Source organism: Bradyrhizobium sp. U531 (genome assembly GCF_051710265.1).
GTDB lineage: Bacteria > Pseudomonadota > Alphaproteobacteria > Rhizobiales > Xanthobacteraceae > Bradyrhizobium.
This window is the reverse complement of sequence record NZ_JASVEN010000009.1, coordinates 287,318-303,107: the sequence shown is the minus strand read 5'-3', so window position 1 is coordinate 303,107 and position 15,790 is coordinate 287,318. Positions and strand designations below refer to the sequence as shown.

The window sequence follows — 15,790 nt, the reverse complement described above, 5'->3', positions numbered from 1 at the left end:
ACCGTGAAAACCACTGCGCAGGGAAGGCCGGGCGACCGGCATCACCTGTCGTCCACCCCGTGCGCGTCTTTTGCACACGCGGGACTTCGGGTGCCAGCCGGCGCCCGGCCTTCCCTGCGCCCTTGCTTCGATGAGGGCGGAAGAGAACAGCAAAGCTCGGGCGCAACACGCCGCGAGAATGCGAAAGGTATGTCCGCGAGTTTGTAGGATGGGTAGAGCGAAGCGAAACCCATCACGTCTCAACGCGAAGATAATCGATGGGTTTCGCTACGCTCTACCCATCCTACGAACGAACGCCGAGCCGCACATCGTCACGATTTTACCGCGCGTGCCGTACGGCCAGCTGCGAACGAGAAGCGGCTGCAACGTCGGTGCGATCAGAGTTGCGGCGCGCGATTCGCGAGCGCGCGTGAAGCTGCGAGATAGTTTCGACCATCCAGCGGTTGCCGTGGTCCTACGGTCATCAAATGCGTTTTGCCGAAAACCGTGAGTCAAAATGATTTCATCGATCGGATCGATGCCCTTCATTTAGGCAAATTAAATCCTTCGGCGCTTACCTGAAGTTCACAGGTTCGATTTTTGCGAATGCGCCTTTGGAGGCCCCCATGCGGACCAATCTGCCGGTCACGACGAACGAATATCCAATTACCGATGATGCGCTGATCGTTTCCCACACTGATACGAAAGGGAAGCTGACCTACTTCAACGATCAGTTCGTCGAAGCCGCCGGGTTTTCGGAAGCCGAGTTGATGGGGCAGCCGCACAACATCATTCGTCATCCGGAGATGCCGCCCGCCGCCTTCGAAAATCTGTGGGCCACGCTGCAGCAGGGAAAGCCTTGGTCGGGCGCCGTGAAGAACCGGCGCAAGAATGGCGACTTCTACTGGGTGCTGGCGACCGCCTCTCCGATCCGGCAGAACGGACAGATCGTCGGATACAGTTCCATCCGCACCAAGCTGCCCGCCGACCAGCGCGCCGAGGCCGAGCAGGTGTATGCGAAGATCCGCGAGAACAAGCCGCACAATTACAGGCTCGATGCCGGCATGATTCGCCGACGTTCGCCGCTTGATCGATTGTCCATCTTCACCGGCACGCTCAACGCGCGTCTGGTCACACTCGTCACCATCCTCTCGTTGTTCCTGCTGGCGATCGGCATCATGGGCCTGCAGGGGACGCGCCAAAGCAATTCGCGGCTGCAATCGATTTACGAAGACCGTGCGGTGCCGCTGTCGCAGCTCTTCGAGATCAATGACCGGATGAGGGACAACACGGTGCTCCTGTTCGAGGCGGCCACCAATGGACGGGCCGGGAAGCCGGTCGAAGGGATTGCAGCCAAGGTGAATGCCAATTTGGAGAAGGTCGGGAAGGCCTGGGCTGACTACATGGCGACCTATCTGACGCCGGAGGAAAAAAGCGTTGCGGACAGCTTCACGCCCAAGCGTGTGAATTATGTCGAGCAGGGACTGAAGCCGGCGCTGTCGCTCTCTGCCGAGCGGAAATATGAGGAACTCGCCATCCTGCTGGCCGGGCGCGCGCGCGAGCTGTACGAGGCGGCGAAGACGGATCTCGACAAGCTCGTGGCGATCCAGGTCAAGGAAGCCAAGTCGGAATATGATGCAGCCGAACACGAATATGGCTGGCTGGTCGGCGGTGCGCTGGCCCTCCTGGTGGCGAGCATCGCTATCGGCGGGCTGGTGAGTCGGCAGACGATCCGTGCCATCGTCCGTCCGCTTCAGCGCCTGAACGATGCGATGCTCAGCATCAACCAGGCCAAGCTCGACAACCGCATCGTCGTCGAACGCGACGACGAGCTCGGCGCGGCTCTTCGCAATCTGCAGACCTTGCAGGCCATCGTTCGATTCGATCGCGACGAGCTGAAGGCGACGGAGAAGCGGGCGGCGACCCAGCGCAAGGTGGAAATGCACAAGCTCGCGGGGAATTTCGAGGGCGCCGTGGGCGAGATCATCGAAACGGTTTCGTCGGCCTCGACCGAGCTGGAGGCCTCGGCAAACACGCTGACCTCGACCGCGGAGCGCGGGGAGAAGCTTGCGACCATGGTTGCGGCGGCTTCCGAAGAGGCCTCCACCAACGTGCAATCCGTCGCGAGCGCCACGGAGGAGCTGTCATCGTCCGTCAACGAAATCGGCCGGCAGGTCCAGGAGTCGGCACGGATTGCCAATGAGGCCGTCGAGCAGGCTCGCCTCACCGATCAGAAGGTCGGCGAGCTCTCCCAAGCGGCGGCGCGCATCGGCGACGTCGTGGAGCTCATCAACACCATCGCTGGCCAGACCAACCTGCTCGCCTTGAACGCGACGATCGAGGCCGCGCGGGCGGGCGAAGCCGGCCGCGGCTTTGCCGTCGTCGCCTCTGAAGTGAAGGCCTTGGCCGAGCAGACTGCCAAAGCCACCGGCGAGATTTCCCAGCAGATCTCCGGCATCCAGGGCGCGACCCAGGATTCGGTTAGCGCCATCAAGATGATCAGCAGCACGATCAAGTCCTTGTCGGAGATCTCGTCGACCATCGCAGCGGCGGTCGAGGAGCAGGGCGCCGCGACCCAGGAAATCGCGCGCAACGTCCAGCAAGCCGCTCAGGGCACGCACCAGGTCTCGTCGAACATCAGCGATGTCCAGCGCGGCGCGACCGAAACCGGCTCGGCCTCCGCGCAGGTGCTCGGCGCCGCGCAAGCGCTTTCGAGCGACAGCAACCGGCTGCGAATGGAGGTCGGCCGCTTTCTCGACAGTGTCAGGGCCGCCTGAACGAAGACAAGTCGTTGTCCCCACCTCCGGGGAACAACGACTTGAGCGACAGTGCAGTGAAGTGTTCGAGCCGGCTTACGCCGCCGCCTTCTTGCGGGCGAGCTCGGCCTTGTACAGCTCGAACTCCTCGGCGATCGCCTTGGCGACCGACGGCCGCTGGCGCAGACGCTTGTAATAGGCCTTCACGTTCGGCCATTTCGCGAGCTCGATCGGCGGTGTCGCCATGGTCCAGTTGATGACCGTGACGAGATAGGCATCGGCGACGCTGAAATGGTCGAGCAGGAAGTCGCGGCCCTTCAGGTAGTTGTCGAGATAGTCGAGCCGCGACAGGTTCTTCTCGAGCGCATAGGCCTTGGTTTCCTGCGGCGCCTTGCGGTCGAGCACGGGGATGAACAGCCCCTTGTGCAGCTCGGTGCCGATGAAGCAGAGCCATTGATGCAGCCGCGTGCGCTCGATGCCCTCCGCGGCGCCGAGGCCGGATTGCGGAAAGCGGTCGGCGATGTATTGCAGGATCGCCGCGTTCTCGGTCAGCACCACGCCCTCGTCGGTGCGCAGTGTCGGCACGAGACCGATCGGATTGACGGCGCGGAAGTCGGAGCCGTCGTTCATCACGGTCTTGGTCGGCGGGTCGACTTCGAGATAATTCGCCTCGGCGCCGGCTTCATACAGCGCGACGCGGGTCGCCATCGAACAGGCGAGGGGCGAGAAATAGAGATCCATCTGTAGCCTCCTTGGGCAAGTTCCTCTTTGGGGGGTCGCTCAACCTGGCCAGATTGATTTTTGTACTGTCTTGCATAATATGGGGTCGGTCAAGGATTAATTTGCAAGATGGTACAAAAATCAAAGCCGCCAGCTGCTGCCAATGAGCCCGAGCGCCGCGGCGAACCCGAGCGCCGCAGCGAACCCAAACGCCGCGGCCGCCCGCGCGCCTACGAGCCGGATGTTGCGCTCGGCAAGGCGCTGGACCTGTTCCGCCGGCAGGGCTTCGCCGCGACCTCGCTCGATGATCTCAGCGAGGCGACCGGGATGAACCGGCCGAGCCTCTATGGTGCCTTCGGCGACAAGCGTGAGCTCTACATCAAGAGCTATCAGCGCTATCGCGAGGAAGCGCGGGCCTCCATGGCGGCGATCTTTCGCGAGGAGATGCCCGTGCGCCAGCGGCTGGAGCGCATCTTCGCCTCTGCGCTGAACATCTACCTGTCGGGCGAGACCGGCCCGCGCGGCTGCTTCACCGTTGTGACGGCGGCATCCGAAGCGGTCGGCGACCCCGAGATCCGCGCCATGGTGCTCGACGGCCTCACCGAGCTCGACAAGGCCTTTGCGAGCTGCTTCCGCCGCGCCAAAGAGAAGGGCGAGTTGCCGGAGAGCGCCGATCCGCTCGTGCTGGCCCAGCTCGCGTCAGCCACCGTCCACAGCATCGCCATCCGCTCGCGCGCGCGGGTCACGCGCAAGGAGCTGGAGGCGATCGTGAAGGGTGCGATCGATGTGATGCTGGGGGCCAAAGCCTAGCTGTCGTTGTAGTGAGAGCCAAGCAGCAGACTGTCGTCCCGGACAAGCGCAGCTCTGGGCAACGCGTAGCGTTGTCCCTGAGCGGAGCGCCGATCCGGGACCCATAACCACAGGGAGGAGTTTGGCGAAGACTCGGAGTTGCCAGCTCGCTCAACAATCACTCCCTGTGGTTATGGGTCCCTGCGTTCGCAGGGACGACACCGAGTATGTCGCGTGATCCCGCGTCCAACAACTACGCCGCGCGGATCTGCGCGAGGAAGCGATCCACCTCATCGCGCAACCGCTGCGACTGCTTCGACAGCTCGACCGCCGAACCCAGCACTTCCTCCGCCGCGGTGCCCGTTGCGGCGATGCCGGCCGTGACACCGGAGATGTTCTGCGAGACCTCGCCGGTGCGCGCGGCGGCCTGCTGAACGTTATGCGCGATCTCCTGTGTCGCCGTGCCCTGCTGGTCGACGGCGGCGGCGATCGCGGCCGAGATCTCGTCGACCTCTCGGATCGTCGTGCAGATCGACTGGATGCCGTCCACCGCGCCTGATGTCTCGCCCTGAACCGCATTGACCTGCGCGCCGATCTCCTCGGTCGCCTTCGCCGTCTGCGTCGCCAGCGCCTTGACCTCGGAGGCAACCACGGCAAAGCCGCGGCCGGCTTCGCCCGCGCGTGCCGCCTCGATAGTGGCGTTCAGCGCCAGCAAATTGGTCTGGCCGGCGATGCCGTTGATGAAGGAGACGACGTCGCCGATCTTCTGGGCGGCTTCCGCCAGGCTCTGCACGCGCGCGTTCGACTGACGTCCGTCGCTGGCGGCTTTGCCGACGACCTCGGTCGCGTGGGCTAGCCGCCGGCTGATCTCGGTCATGGAGGAGGACAGCTCCTCCGCCGCGGCCGCGACGGTCTGCACGTTCTCCGAGGCAAGCGTCGAGGCCGACGACACCGCGCGGGTCTGCTCGCGAGACTGCTCGACGATGGACGACATCGAGCGCGCCGTATGCTCCATCTCGACGGCGGCCGACGACACCGTGGTGACGACGTCGCGGATGCTGGCCTCGAAATTGTCGGCGAGCGCGGCGAAGGTCCGCCGCTTCTCCGCCTCGGACTGCGCCTTGGCTTCCAGCTGCTCGGCCTGGAGCGCGTTGAAGCGCAACGCATTGTCGCGGAACACCGCCACCGCCTTCACCATGGCGCCGACCTCGTCGTTGGCCTTGCTGGCGGGAACGGCGACGTCGAGATGTCCGTCGGCAAGCTCGCGCATGACCGAGGTGATGGAGATGATCGGACGCGAGATGCTGCGGGCAATGAGATAGCCGACGATCGCGGCCAGCACGAGGCCGAGCGCCGCGATGCCGATGGCGAGCAGCCAGGCGCGGTCGGCCGAGGCTACGTAGTCGGCATTGTCCATCACCAGCTCGACGGCGCCGAGCGGCTTGCCGGAGAAATCCTTGATCGGTCCGAGCAGCGCGGCGACCGGAATGTCGTCGAACTTGGCCTGCTTCACGGTGAAGCTGCCTGCGGTGGCGCGGCCGTAATCGGCCGCGTCGAAGAAGCTCTTGCCCTTCAGCGTGCCGCCGAACAGCTTGAAGGCCGAGCCGTCGGCCAGATGGAAGGCGATGTCGACGTGGCGGTTGGTCTTGAAGTCGTCGAGGAAGGACTGGCCGAAGGTCAGGCCGAACTCGACCGTGCCGAGTTGCTTGTCCCCTTGCGCGATCGGCACCACGCCGCGGATGCCGAGCCCGGCAACGCCGCCTTCGAGGCCGACCACGACCTTGCGATCCTGATTGGCGACCAGAACGGTCTTGCGGAAGCCGGAGAGATCGTCGCCGAATTTCGCGGGCTGGTGCACGCGCAGGAACGAGGTCGCCGGCGCCACATGGAACTGGAACTGCTCGACACCGTATTCCGATTTGGTGGCGGCAAAGACCGGCCTGAACAGGGCGGTCAGAGCGTTACGGTCCTGCTTGGCCATTGCATCCTGCGTCGCCGGCATCGCGGCCACGACCGTGCTCATGGCGGCGGCGCGATGCGACTCCTCCGCGATCCGCGACAGCAGGGCGTCGTAATGGCTGCGCAGCTCGCGCTGATCGGCGCGGTCGATGATCCCCGCGATGATCCACATGGCCCCGAGCACGGCAAACAGGGCCGTCGCCGCCGCCGTCACCGCGAGGGCGACCGTGATCCGCATCCTGAGGCCGAGGCTCGCGCGCATGTCTGGCTCGTTCGTTGACCGTTGGTTAAGAACGCATATCAAGTTCTCGCTAAGAGAGGGTGAACGGGATACCGGCGTCGCGGTGGTTGTGGGGGCGGCCTCAATACCCCCGCGTCCGGTCCACCACGTTCTCCAGCGCGCCGCCGGCTTCGAACCGCGCGATCTGCTCGGCGACATAGGCCGAGATCGCGTCCGCGTCGGTGTCGGCTGCATTGTGCGGCGTCAGCACCACCTTGGGGTGGGTCCAGAACCGGCTGTCCGGCGGCTGCGGCTCCTGCACGAAGACGTCGAGCGAGGCGGCGCCCAGCGTGCCGTCGTCGAGGCAGGCCAGGATGTCGGCTTCGTTCTGCAATCCGCCGCGGCCGGCATTGATCAGCACCGGCGCGCCGAGCGGGCTGTCGCGGTGAAGCTTGCCGAAAACGTCGCGGTTGAGGATGCCATGCGTGTCGGGCGTCAGCGGCAGCAGGCAGACCAGGATGTCGGTCTTGCGCAGGAACGCATCCATGCCTGCGGTGCCATGGAAGCATTCGACGCCCACGATGTCGCGGGGACTGCGGCTCCAGCCGGCGACACGGAAGCCGAGCCGCCGCAGCACGTCGGCGGCGTCGGCGCCGAGTGTGCCGAGCCCCATGACCCCGACCGTGACGGCGCTGGCCGGCCATTGATATTTCGGCTCCCAGCGCCTGGCGCGCTGCGAATCCCGCAAGTAGAGCTCCTGGCGGTGATGCATCAGCACGTGCAGCACCACATATTCGGTCATGCGATTGGTGAGATCGGGCACGGCGACGCGCACCAGCGGCACGTCAGGCAGGCTCTTGTCCGCCGTCAGAGCGTCGACGCCGGCGCCGAGATTGAAGATCGCCCGCAGATTAGGGAAGGAGGCGAGGTCGCCCGGCACCGGCTTCCACACCGTGGCATAGTGCACCTCGGCCGGGTCGAGGGCGGAATCGGGCAGCAGCACCACGCGGCGGCCGCCGCAAACCGCATCGAACCGAGCCTTCCAGCGCTCCGGCAGCCAGTTCTGCTGCGTGCTGTTGATCAGGACGGCTAGTGTGCCCATGGTCATTCGAAGTGCCTCATAAGGTTCCGCTTTGGGTGGCCCTCATTGGCACGATCTGACGGATTCTTCTCGCAAATTATTTCCGCAGCCTTGTCGGGGCGGGGCATAGTGGGGCGTCTTTAGAACAACACCCGAGGAAAATGTCGCCCATGCTTTATGCAATCCTTTGCTATCATGATGAGGACTTCGTCGGCTCCTGGAGCAAGGAGCAGGACGAGGCCGTGATGAAGAAGCTCGCCGTGGTGCAGGACAGGCTGACCAAGGAGAGGCGGCTCGGACCGGTCGCGCGGCTGCTGCCGACCACGGCGGCGGCGACCTTGCGCAAGGAGGACCCGCCGCTGGTGCTCGACGGCCCCTATGCCGAGACCAAGGAGCAGCTGCTGGGCTTCTACATCGTCGACTGCAAGAATCTCGACGATGCGCTCGACGTCGCCCGCGACCTCGGTGCGGCCAATCCCGGCGGCGCCTATGAGGTGCGTCCCGTCGGCGTGTTCCGGCCCGGAGGAAATCTGACGTGAGCGAAGCCGACACCGCCTGGATTGAGACCGCGCTGACCTCGGCGCGCCCCCAGGCGGTCGGCGCGCTGCTGCGCTATTTCCGCGATCTCGACACCGCCGAGGAGGCGTTCCAGAACGCCTCGCTTCGCGCCCTCAAGAGCTGGCCGCAGAATGGGCCGCCGCGCGATCCCGCGGCTTGGCTGATCATGGTCGGCCGCAATGCCGCCATCGACGAGGTGCGACGCACCCGCAAGCAGCAGCCGCTGCCCGAGGACGACCAGGCGATCTCCGATCTCGATGACGCCGAGGGTGCGCTCGCCGAGCGGCTCGATGGCTCGCATTACCGCGACGACATCCTGCGGCTGATGTTCATCTGCTGCCATCCGCAATTGCCGGCAACGCAGCAGATCGCGCTGGCGCTGCGCATCGTCTCCGGCCTCACCGTGAAGCAGATCGCGCGCGCCTTCCTGGTCTCGGACGCCGCGATGGAGCAGCGGATCACCCGCGCCAAGGCGAAGGTCGCGGAAGCCGGCACGCCGTTCGAGGCGCCCGGCGCGGTCGAACGCTCCGAGCGGCTCGTCGGTGTCGCGGCGATGATCTATTTGATCTTCAACGAAGGCTATTCGGCGAGCGGCGACACCGCCGAGATCCGCAAGCCGCTCTGCGAGGAAGCGATCCGGCTGGCCCGCCTGCTGCTGCGGCTGTTTCCGAGCGAGCCGGAGATCATGGGGCTGACGGCGCTCATCCTGCTGCAGCATGCGCGCAGCGCCTCGCGCTTTGCCGCGGACGGCTCGCTGATCCTGCTGGACGATCAGGACCGTTCGATGTGGAACGGCACCATGATCGCGGAAGGGCTTGCGCTGATCGACAAGGCGATGCGCCACCGCCGCAGCGGCCCCTATCAGATCCAGGCAGCGATCGCCGCGCTACATGCCCGCGCGAAGACGCCGGAGGAGACCGACTGGACGCAGATCGACCTGCTCTACGGCGCGCTCGAAATCGTGCAGCCGTCTCCCGTGGTGACGCTCAACCGCGCGGTTGCGGTGTCCAAGGTGCGAGGGCCGCAGGCCGCGCTCGATTTGATCGAGCCCCTGGCACAGAAGCTCGCCAACTACTTCCACTTCCACGGCGTGCGCGGCGCCTTCCTGATGCAGCTCGGCCGCAACGACGAAGCGCGGGTCGCGTTCGATCGCGCCATCGCGCTGGCCAACACCTCCGCGGAAGCCGCCCACATCCGCATGCATCTCGATCGCCTGATCCGTGACAGCCAGCCGAAGGCCAAGCAAAGCGCGAAGGCGACGTGACGCGGACCCTCTCCGCCGTCATGCCCGGGCTTGACCCGGGCATCCACGTCTAGCCATCGGCGTCCAAGAACGGGGATGGCCGGGCCTTCGCCGCGCCGAAGCGGCTTCGGCCGCGCAGGCGGGACGCGCCCGCCCATGACGAAAAGATTCGTCCAGCCTTGTCGGCCCCCGCCATCCCCGTTCGTCCTTAGCCCGTATCCACGGAGCCATCCATGCTGAAAGCCGTTGCCATCATCGCCGTCGTGCTCGCCGTCGGCATCGCCGGGGTTCTCGTCTTCGCGTTGACGAAGCCCGACACATTTCGCGTCGAGCGCAGTCTCGCCGTGAAGGCGCCCGCGGGCGCGATCTATCCGCAGGTGGCGGATTTCCATCGCTGGACCGGCTGGTCGCCCTATGAGGGCCGCGATCCCGCCATGAAGCGGACGTTCGGCGGCGCCGCGGAAGGAAAGGGTGCGACCTACGCCTGGGACGGCAACAACAATGTCGGCGCCGGGCATATGGAGATCCTCGACGCGAGCGGGCCTTCGAAGCTTCGCATCAAGCTCGATTTCGAGCGGCCGTTCGAGGGCCACAACACCGCCGAGTTCACCTTTGTGCCGCAGGGCGATGCCACTCTGGTCACATGGGCCATGTATGGTCCGGCCCCGTTCCTGTCCAAGGTCATGCAGGTGTTCATCAACATGGACAGCATGATCGGCAAGGATTTCGAAGCAGGCCTCGCCAGCCTGAAGAAGCTCACCGAAAAGCAATAAGCCAACCGCAACCGAAGAGGAGCGAAACGATGCTCAACCCCTATCTGTTCTATCAGGACAATTGCGAAGCGGCGTTCAATTATTACGCCAAGGTCCTCGGCGGCAAGATCGACGCGATGATGCGCGCCTCGGATGCGCCGCCGGACATGCCCGCCGCGCCCGGCCGCGAGAAGACCATCATGCACGCGCGGATGTCGCTGCCCGGCGGCAGCGTGCTGATGGCGTCCGACGCGCCGGGCGAACATTTCAGCAAGCCGCAGGGCTTCTCGATCTCGCTGACATACGCAGACCCCGCGGAGGGCGAGCGCAAATTCAACGCGCTCGCCGACGGCGGCACCGTCACCATGCCCTTCAGCAAGACGTTCTGGGCCAAGGGATTCGGCATGTGCGTCGACAAGTTCGGCATCCCCTGGATGGTGAACTGCCCGGCGGAAGGAATGTAAGGCGTGCGACCGCGCGCGTGATCGATTGACGCGCGTCCCCTCTCTCCTTGCGGGAGCAGGGGACGCATTATCGAGTCCTAACCGGATCGGCCGCTCAACGGATCGATCCGGTCACCTCTTCGTCCTGCCGCGGCTGAACGCAGCGGGGGCAGATCACGAGCTTGGTGCCAAGCTGTTTGTCGCGCTCCGCTTCGATCTCGTCATACACCGCCCACCACGCCTCGGAGTAAGGCCGCAAGGTGCCGAGCACTCTTTCGCGTTCCTGATTGGGATCACTCGCCGCTGGCGCAGGGGGCGCGGCGCGTCGCTTCGCGACAGGGAGCTTCGAGATCTTGTTCGGATCCTGGCCGAAGCCATCCCAGGCGATCGAACGACGCTCCTGCGCCGGTGCGACTGCACATCCAAGCAGCGCTGTGCAGAAAGTGAGCAAGATGAAGCCATGTCGCACCATGCCGGATCCAGTGTTCGGTGCGCGATGCGAATGCGCCACAGGGGAAACTTGCATCGCGTCTGTCAAATGGAACTCAAGGCAAACCGATTGGCCGGCATGACCGAAGAACAAGCGCAGGATTCGCACCACTTTGCGCAAGCAGTGAGGCCGCTTCGTGAAACAATGCGGATCGCATCGCACAACAATTGACGAAATATTGGGCTGTGATCTGCACGTCAGAATCGTTATTGGTGAGTCATAAAATCGATAAACTGGGGTGGACGTCACTTGGAAGGGGAGCGACCGATGGCAGCGGCGCTACAGATCAATTTTGCCCTGTGGGGGATGCTTATCTGCGCCAGCCTCAAGCTGGTGCCGGTGATCCAGACTCTCTATTGAAGGCAGCCACCGCGTGATAGCGGAGAGCCCCGGTGCGCACGTGGCGTGCGGCACAGGGAACCTGCCTTATGGCCTCAAGCGAGCCAAATGCCTTTAATCAAGTGCCTTTGCCAAGTGCCTTGCAAGCCAGACATCCCCGCATGTGACGCGGTTCATGGCGACCGCCACATTCATCATCGACAGCGCGGATAGATTGCGGCGAGATCGCGCCCCTTGAGGAGAAGCAGTCGCGAGGTGAGGCCGCCGCGGCGGCTGATCCAGTCGCGCACCGCGCCTGGATAGGCGGCAAGCACGGCGACTGACGCTTCCGGCTCGGCATAGAAGCGCCCGCGCCGGTCCACCGAACGCGCCGCATGGAAGCCGAGCACGGCGCGCTTGGTGACGCAGATGCGTTCGCCCGGGACGATGCTCAGCACCAGCGTGCACGCGGACAGGCAGGGACCGTCGATCACCACGCGCTCGCCGCTGTCGCGCACCTTCTCGAACAAATCGAGGAACGGCCCGACCTGTCCACCCGGCGACTGGATGATGCGGATTTCGGCGACGGCGGGCGTGATGGCGAGCAGTGCCGATGCGAGCATCAGGGCTTTGACGTAGGTGATACGAAGCATGAAATCTCCACCAACTCGATTTGTAGGGTGGGTTAGCTGAGAGATTGCGCAAAGCGCAATGGCTCGGCGTAACCCACCATTTTCGGCGTCGTGTGAGAAGAGGTGGGTTACGCAGAACGGCCCGCGTTTTGCGCGGCCCGCAGTGCTAACCCACCCTACATTGCCTATCCGTTGCGGCGCTGGCCGCGCAGTGTCGGCAGGCCGATACCTGCCGCATCGAAGCCGCCATCAACGGCCAAAATTTGGCCGGTGATGTAGCTGGCATTGGCAGAACACAGGAAGTAGATCGCATCCGCAAGTTCCTCCTCGAGGCCGTAGCGGTTGAGCGGAATGGCATCGTGATAGTCGGCGCGGATCTCCTTAGTGTGCACCTGCTTCGCCATGGCGGTGTCGACGGGCCCCGGCGCGACCGCATTGACGCGGATGTTGAGCGAGGCGAGCTCGACCGCGAGCTGCTTGGTCAGGTGCGCGAGCCCGGCCTTGCTGGTGCCGTAGGCCGAGCGCAGCGTCGAGGCGCGCACCGCCGAGATCGAGGTGATGTTGACGATGGCGCCGCCATGGCCCTCGCGCATCAAGGGCACCGCGGCCTTGGTGCAGAGGAACGGGCCGGTGAGGTTGACCTCGATCACGCGGCGCCAATCGGTTTCGGACGTTTCCATCAGCGGTGCGAACACCGCGATGCCGGCATTGTTGACCAGCGCATCCAGCCGGTCGAACCGGCGTTCGACCGTCTCCATTGCAGCGCTCACCGCTGCTGCGTCCGAGACGTCGCAGGTCAGCGCCAGCGTCGCCTCGCTTTGGCCGATGTCGGCGACCGCCCGGCCGAGCAGCTCGCCCTCGATGTCGAGCAGCGCCACACGCCAACCCTCAGCCAGGAACTTCTTCGCGGTCGCAAGTCCGATGCCGCGCGCGGCTCCAGTGACGAGGGCGACTTTTTGCGGGGCTTGCGGCATGGGAGATCTGTCCTGTCTCGAAAAAGGAGGCGCGTGGGTACGTGCTCCTTCTACTGCGCTTTGGTGCGAGTGAGGAAGAGCCAAGCTGGTGGAGCCGCGGGTGCTTGGTTCTCGGAGGACTCGAAGCCCGGAGCAGCAAGTCGAGATGCAATTTGGAGAACGCCGGCATATCCCCTTGCTCCGTCATTGCGAGCGCAGCGAAGCAATCCAGCCTCTTTCCGCGGAGGAATTCTGGATTGCTTCGCTGTGCTCGCAATGACGCCGGAGAGCCAGCGAGCGCCTGGGCCGATAGGGCAGCGGAGTCGGCGCCTTACGACAGCTCCGCCGAGGCGCGCTGCATGTTGGCTGACATGTCGGCCGTGACGATGCTCTGCTCCTCGACCGCCGCGGCGGTGGAGGCGATGAACTCGTTGACGCCCGCGATCGCGACCTTGATCGCGGTCAGCGAGCTGGCGACGTCGCCGGAGATGGTGTTCAGTGCGCCGATTTCGGTCGTGATCGTGTCGGTCGCCTGCTTGGCCTGGTTCGCGAGGCTCTTTACCTCGGACGCCACCACCGCAAAGCCGCGGCCGGCTTCGCCCGCGCGGGCCGATTCGATCGTGGCGTTGAGCGCGAGCAGGTTGATCTGGCTGGTGATGCCGGAGATCATTTCGACGATGCCGCTCATGGCCTGTGCGGCCGCGGTCAGCTTCTGGGCCTGGCCGTCGGCGGATTCGACCCTCGAGGTCGCGACCTTCGAATTTTCGCGCGACTTCGCCATGGTCTCGGAGATCTCGCGGATCGAGGCGCTCATCTGCTCGCTGCCGGCGGCCACGGCCTCGATCAGTCCGCGTGCGTTGTCGGCCTTCTTGCGGCCGATCGCCTGCGCGGTGATGTCGGTCGCGTATTTCACCACTTTGTAGGGCTTGCCGTTGAGATCGAAGATCGGGTTATAGGAGGCCTGGATCCAGATCTCCCGCCCGCCCTTGGCGATCCGCTTGTATTCGGCGGCCTGGTATTCGCCGCGGTTGAGCGTTTCCCAGAACTGGCGATAGGCCGCCGAATTCTTCTCGCCCGGCTCGACGAACATCGAGTGGTGCTGGCCCTTGATCTCGGCCAGCGAATAGCCCATCGCCTTCAGGAAATTCTCGTTGGCGGTCCGGATCGTGCCGTCCATGTTGAATTCGATCACCGCCTGCGACTTCTGGATCGCGGCGAGCTGGCCGTCGCTGTCCGCCGTCTTCATCTTCTGCGCGGTGACGTCGGTCGCGAACTTCACCACCTTGAACGGCTTGCCGCTCTCGTCGAGGATCGGATTGTAGGTCGCGATGATCCAGATCTCCTTGGCGCCCTTGCCGATCCGCTTGTATTCGGCGGCCTCGAACTCGCCGCGGTTCAGCTTGGCCCAGAACGCGGCATAGGCCGCGCTGGCGCGGTCCTCGGGCGTCACGAACATGGAATGGTGCTTGCCCTTGATCTCGTCGAGCGAGTAGCCCATCGCGCCCAGGAAATTCTCGTTGGCGGTGATGATGGTACCGTCCATGTTGAACTCGATCACGGCCTGCGCGCGGTTGATCGCGGCGATCTTGCCGGAATCCTCCATGGTCTTGATCTTGTACGCCGTGATGTCGGTGGCGAACTTGATGAAGGAGACCACCTTGCCGTTGTCGTCGCGCAGCGGCGCGTAGGAGGCATGGACCCAGACTTCCTTGCCGTTCTTGCCGAAACGCTTGTACTGCGTGGTCTGGAACTCGCCGCGGTTCAGGCTGGCCCAGAAGTCGCGGTAGCGCCCGCTCTCGCGCTCGGCCGGGCTGACGAAGATGCTGTGGTGCTTGCCCTTGATCTCGGCCAGCGAGTAGCCGCTCATCTTGAGCAGGTTCTCGTTGGCATCGAGGATGGTGCCGTCGAGACCGAATTCGATCACGGCCTGCGACCGGTCGAGCGCCTCGACTTCCGCGATGGCGTGCTTGACCTTCTTGCTTAGGAAATTGAACACGTGAGCCCCGTCATGCTTTCGGAGCGAATCAGCAACATTGGCGTACCGTTTCCTCCGCGCCGAAAAGTTGCATGTTCTCCTTGAGCGTCTGTAAACCGAGGCCGGGTCTGCGGGTGGTTCCGCAAATTTACGTGCATCGGCCATCTATCTCAACCGGCAAGCGTTCTCGTTTCATATGCACGGCGGAATTCATATGACGGATTCGTATTTGTACGGACGACGTCGAATTATTTTTCGCGGCGTGTTGAACTAGTTCTGCAGCCGGGCAGGGTCGTGGTCGCGACGCCTTTCGCGCCGTCTCCCTCAGCGGAATCGACCTCTGAGATAATTTTGCGGCCCTTGTCGGTCTCGTGCAGCCACGTTCGTCTTATGGGGACACGGCTGCCATTTCCGGGTTCGTGACCCCGAGAGAACTGAGAGTGACGAGGACCCAATGCGATTCATGATGCTGATGATCCCGCTTGGCTACGAGGCCGCGCCGCCGGACGTGCAACTCGATCCCGAGCGTGTCGCGGCGATGATGCGCTACAACGAGGCGCTCAAGGACGCAGGCGTGTTGATCACGCTCGACGGCCTGCATCCGCCGTCGATGGGCGCACGGGTTTCGTTTGCGACCGGCAAGCCGATGGTCACGGACAGCCCCTTCGCCGAGGCCAAGGAAGTCCTGGGCGGATATTGGATGATCGAGGTCGCCTCGCGGGCCGAGGCGATTGCCTGGGCAAAGCAGTGCCCGGCCTCGCCGAATGAGATCATCGAAATCCGGCAGGTGCAGGAGATCAGCGATTTTCCGCCTGACGTGCAGGCCGCGGCCGCCGGCTTCGACGAGCTGAAGACGTAGTCACGCAGACATAGCCACGATGGCCGCGATTGGGATCGCGGCCGTCACCAAGCTTCAACAAGG

14 protein-coding genes are annotated in these 15,790 nt (G+C 64.3%); 7 read left to right on the top strand and 7 right to left on the bottom strand.

The annotated features are described in order from the left end of the window. The first annotated feature begins 605 nt into the window (after positions 1-605). Positions 606-2,756: a methyl-accepting chemotaxis protein gene (locus QRQ56_RS32175; RefSeq protein WP_438745394.1), complete on the top strand. Its 2,151-nt coding sequence runs from the start codon at positions 606-608 to the stop codon at positions 2,754-2,756. Positions 2,757-2,831: 75 nt separating this feature from the next. Here the strand turns inward: QRQ56_RS32175 and QRQ56_RS32170 are convergent, their stop codons facing one another. Then, positions 2,832-3,476, bottom strand: a complete 645-nt coding sequence (locus QRQ56_RS32170; protein ID WP_438745393.1) for a glutathione binding-like protein — start codon at positions 3,474-3,476, stop codon at positions 2,832-2,834. Positions 3,477-3,584: 108 nt separating this feature from the next. Here QRQ56_RS32170 and QRQ56_RS32165 point away from each other — a divergent pair, with 108 nt between their 5' ends. Continuing rightward, positions 3,585-4,265: a TetR/AcrR family transcriptional regulator gene (locus QRQ56_RS32165; RefSeq protein WP_438745392.1), complete on the top strand. Its 681-nt coding sequence runs from the start codon at positions 3,585-3,587 to the stop codon at positions 4,263-4,265. 232 nt (positions 4,266-4,497) lie between these two features. On the opposite strand, the gene QRQ56_RS32160 is transcribed toward QRQ56_RS32165, so the two are convergent. Then, positions 4,498-6,465: a cache domain-containing protein gene (locus QRQ56_RS32160; RefSeq protein ID WP_438745391.1), complete on the bottom strand. Its 1,968-nt coding sequence runs from the start codon at positions 6,463-6,465 to the stop codon at positions 4,498-4,500. Between the two features lie 100 nt (positions 6,466-6,565). After that, entirely contained in the window at positions 6,566-7,531 is a 966-nt protein-coding gene (locus tag QRQ56_RS32155; RefSeq protein WP_438745389.1) for a 2-hydroxyacid dehydrogenase, read from the bottom strand. A 143-nt stretch (positions 7,532-7,674) separates the two neighbouring features. Between QRQ56_RS32155 and QRQ56_RS32150 the strand changes: the two genes are divergently transcribed. The 4 genes from QRQ56_RS32150 to QRQ56_RS32135 all read left to right on the top strand — a co-directional run bounded on the left by QRQ56_RS32150 (position 7,675) and on the right by QRQ56_RS32135 (position 10,521). Beyond that, positions 7,675-8,043: a YciI family protein gene (locus tag QRQ56_RS32150; RefSeq protein ID WP_438745388.1), complete on the top strand. Its 369-nt coding sequence runs from the start codon at positions 7,675-7,677 to the stop codon at positions 8,041-8,043. Further along, on the top strand, positions 8,040-9,326 hold the full coding sequence (locus QRQ56_RS32145) for an RNA polymerase sigma factor (RefSeq protein ID WP_438745387.1): 1,287 nt from the start codon (positions 8,040-8,042) through the stop codon (positions 9,324-9,326). The genes QRQ56_RS32150 and QRQ56_RS32145 overlap by 4 nt, the downstream gene beginning before the upstream one ends. Positions 9,327-9,538: 212 nt before the next feature. Further along, complete coding sequence (locus tag QRQ56_RS32140) at positions 9,539-10,078, top strand: SRPBCC family protein (protein WP_438745386.1); 540 nt, start codon at positions 9,539-9,541, stop codon at positions 10,076-10,078. A 29-nt stretch (positions 10,079-10,107) separates the two neighbouring features. Beyond that, complete coding sequence (locus QRQ56_RS32135; RefSeq protein ID WP_438745384.1) at positions 10,108-10,521, top strand: VOC family protein; 414 nt, start codon at positions 10,108-10,110, stop codon at positions 10,519-10,521. Positions 10,522-10,615: 94 nt separating this feature from the next. Here QRQ56_RS32135 and QRQ56_RS32130 read toward each other — a convergent pair whose 3' ends face one another. The 4 genes from QRQ56_RS32130 to QRQ56_RS32115 all read right to left on the bottom strand — a co-directional run bounded on the left by QRQ56_RS32130 (position 10,616) and on the right by QRQ56_RS32115 (position 14,889). Continuing rightward, on the bottom strand, positions 10,616-10,972 hold the full coding sequence (locus QRQ56_RS32130) for a hypothetical protein (protein WP_438745409.1): 357 nt from the start codon (positions 10,970-10,972) through the stop codon (positions 10,616-10,618). Positions 10,973-11,523: 551 nt separating this feature from the next. Beyond that, the gene (locus QRQ56_RS32125; RefSeq protein WP_438745383.1) at positions 11,524-11,961 is read right to left on the bottom strand and encodes a hypothetical protein; all 438 of its coding nucleotides are present in this window, start codon (positions 11,959-11,961) and stop codon (positions 11,524-11,526) included. A gap of 164 nt (positions 11,962-12,125) precedes the next feature. Further along, positions 12,126-12,914 carry an SDR family NAD(P)-dependent oxidoreductase gene (locus tag QRQ56_RS32120; RefSeq protein ID WP_438745382.1) on the bottom strand — a complete coding sequence of 263 codons (789 nt, stop codon included), beginning with the start codon at positions 12,912-12,914 and terminating at the stop codon, positions 12,126-12,128. 310 nt (positions 12,915-13,224) lie between these two features. Beyond that, positions 13,225-14,889, bottom strand: a complete 1,665-nt coding sequence (locus QRQ56_RS32115) for a methyl-accepting chemotaxis protein (RefSeq protein WP_438745381.1) — start codon at positions 14,887-14,889, stop codon at positions 13,225-13,227. A 433-nt stretch (positions 14,890-15,322) separates the two neighbouring features. On the opposite strand from QRQ56_RS32115, the gene QRQ56_RS32110 reads away from it, so the two are divergent. Continuing rightward, positions 15,323-15,727, top strand: a complete 405-nt coding sequence (locus tag QRQ56_RS32110; protein ID WP_438745380.1) for a YciI family protein — start codon at positions 15,323-15,325, stop codon at positions 15,725-15,727. Positions 15,728-15,790 lie beyond the last annotated feature (63 nt).

Coding starts and splice junctions, on each gene's coding strand:
- QRQ56_RS32170 (WP_438745393.1), bottom strand. CDS start 3,476: ATGGATCTCTATTTCTCGCCCCTCGCCTGTTCGATGGCGACCCGCGTC.
- QRQ56_RS32130 (WP_438745409.1), bottom strand. CDS start 10,972: ATGGTGCGACATGGCTTCATCTTGCTCACTTTCTGCACAGCGCTGCTT.
- QRQ56_RS32120 (WP_438745382.1), bottom strand. CDS start 12,914: ATGCCGCAAGCCCCGCAAAAAGTCGCCCTCGTCACTGGAGCCGCGCGC.
- QRQ56_RS32140 (WP_438745386.1), top strand. CDS start 9,539: ATGCTGAAAGCCGTTGCCATCATCGCCGTCGTGCTCGCCGTCGGCATC.
- QRQ56_RS32175 (WP_438745394.1), top strand. CDS start 606: ATGCGGACCAATCTGCCGGTCACGACGAACGAATATCCAATTACCGAT.
- QRQ56_RS32110 (WP_438745380.1), top strand. CDS start 15,323: ATGCGATTCATGATGCTGATGATCCCGCTTGGCTACGAGGCCGCGCCG.
- QRQ56_RS32155 (WP_438745389.1), bottom strand. CDS start 7,531: ATGACCATGGGCACACTAGCCGTCCTGATCAACAGCACGCAGCAGAAC.
- QRQ56_RS32125 (WP_438745383.1), bottom strand. CDS start 11,961: ATGCTTCGTATCACCTACGTCAAAGCCCTGATGCTCGCATCGGCACTG.
- QRQ56_RS32135 (WP_438745384.1), top strand. CDS start 10,108: ATGCTCAACCCCTATCTGTTCTATCAGGACAATTGCGAAGCGGCGTTC.
- QRQ56_RS32150 (WP_438745388.1), top strand. CDS start 7,675: ATGCTTTATGCAATCCTTTGCTATCATGATGAGGACTTCGTCGGCTCC.
- QRQ56_RS32165 (WP_438745392.1), top strand. CDS start 3,585: ATGGTACAAAAATCAAAGCCGCCAGCTGCTGCCAATGAGCCCGAGCGC.
- QRQ56_RS32160 (WP_438745391.1), bottom strand. CDS start 6,465: ATGCGCGCGAGCCTCGGCCTCAGGATGCGGATCACGGTCGCCCTCGCG.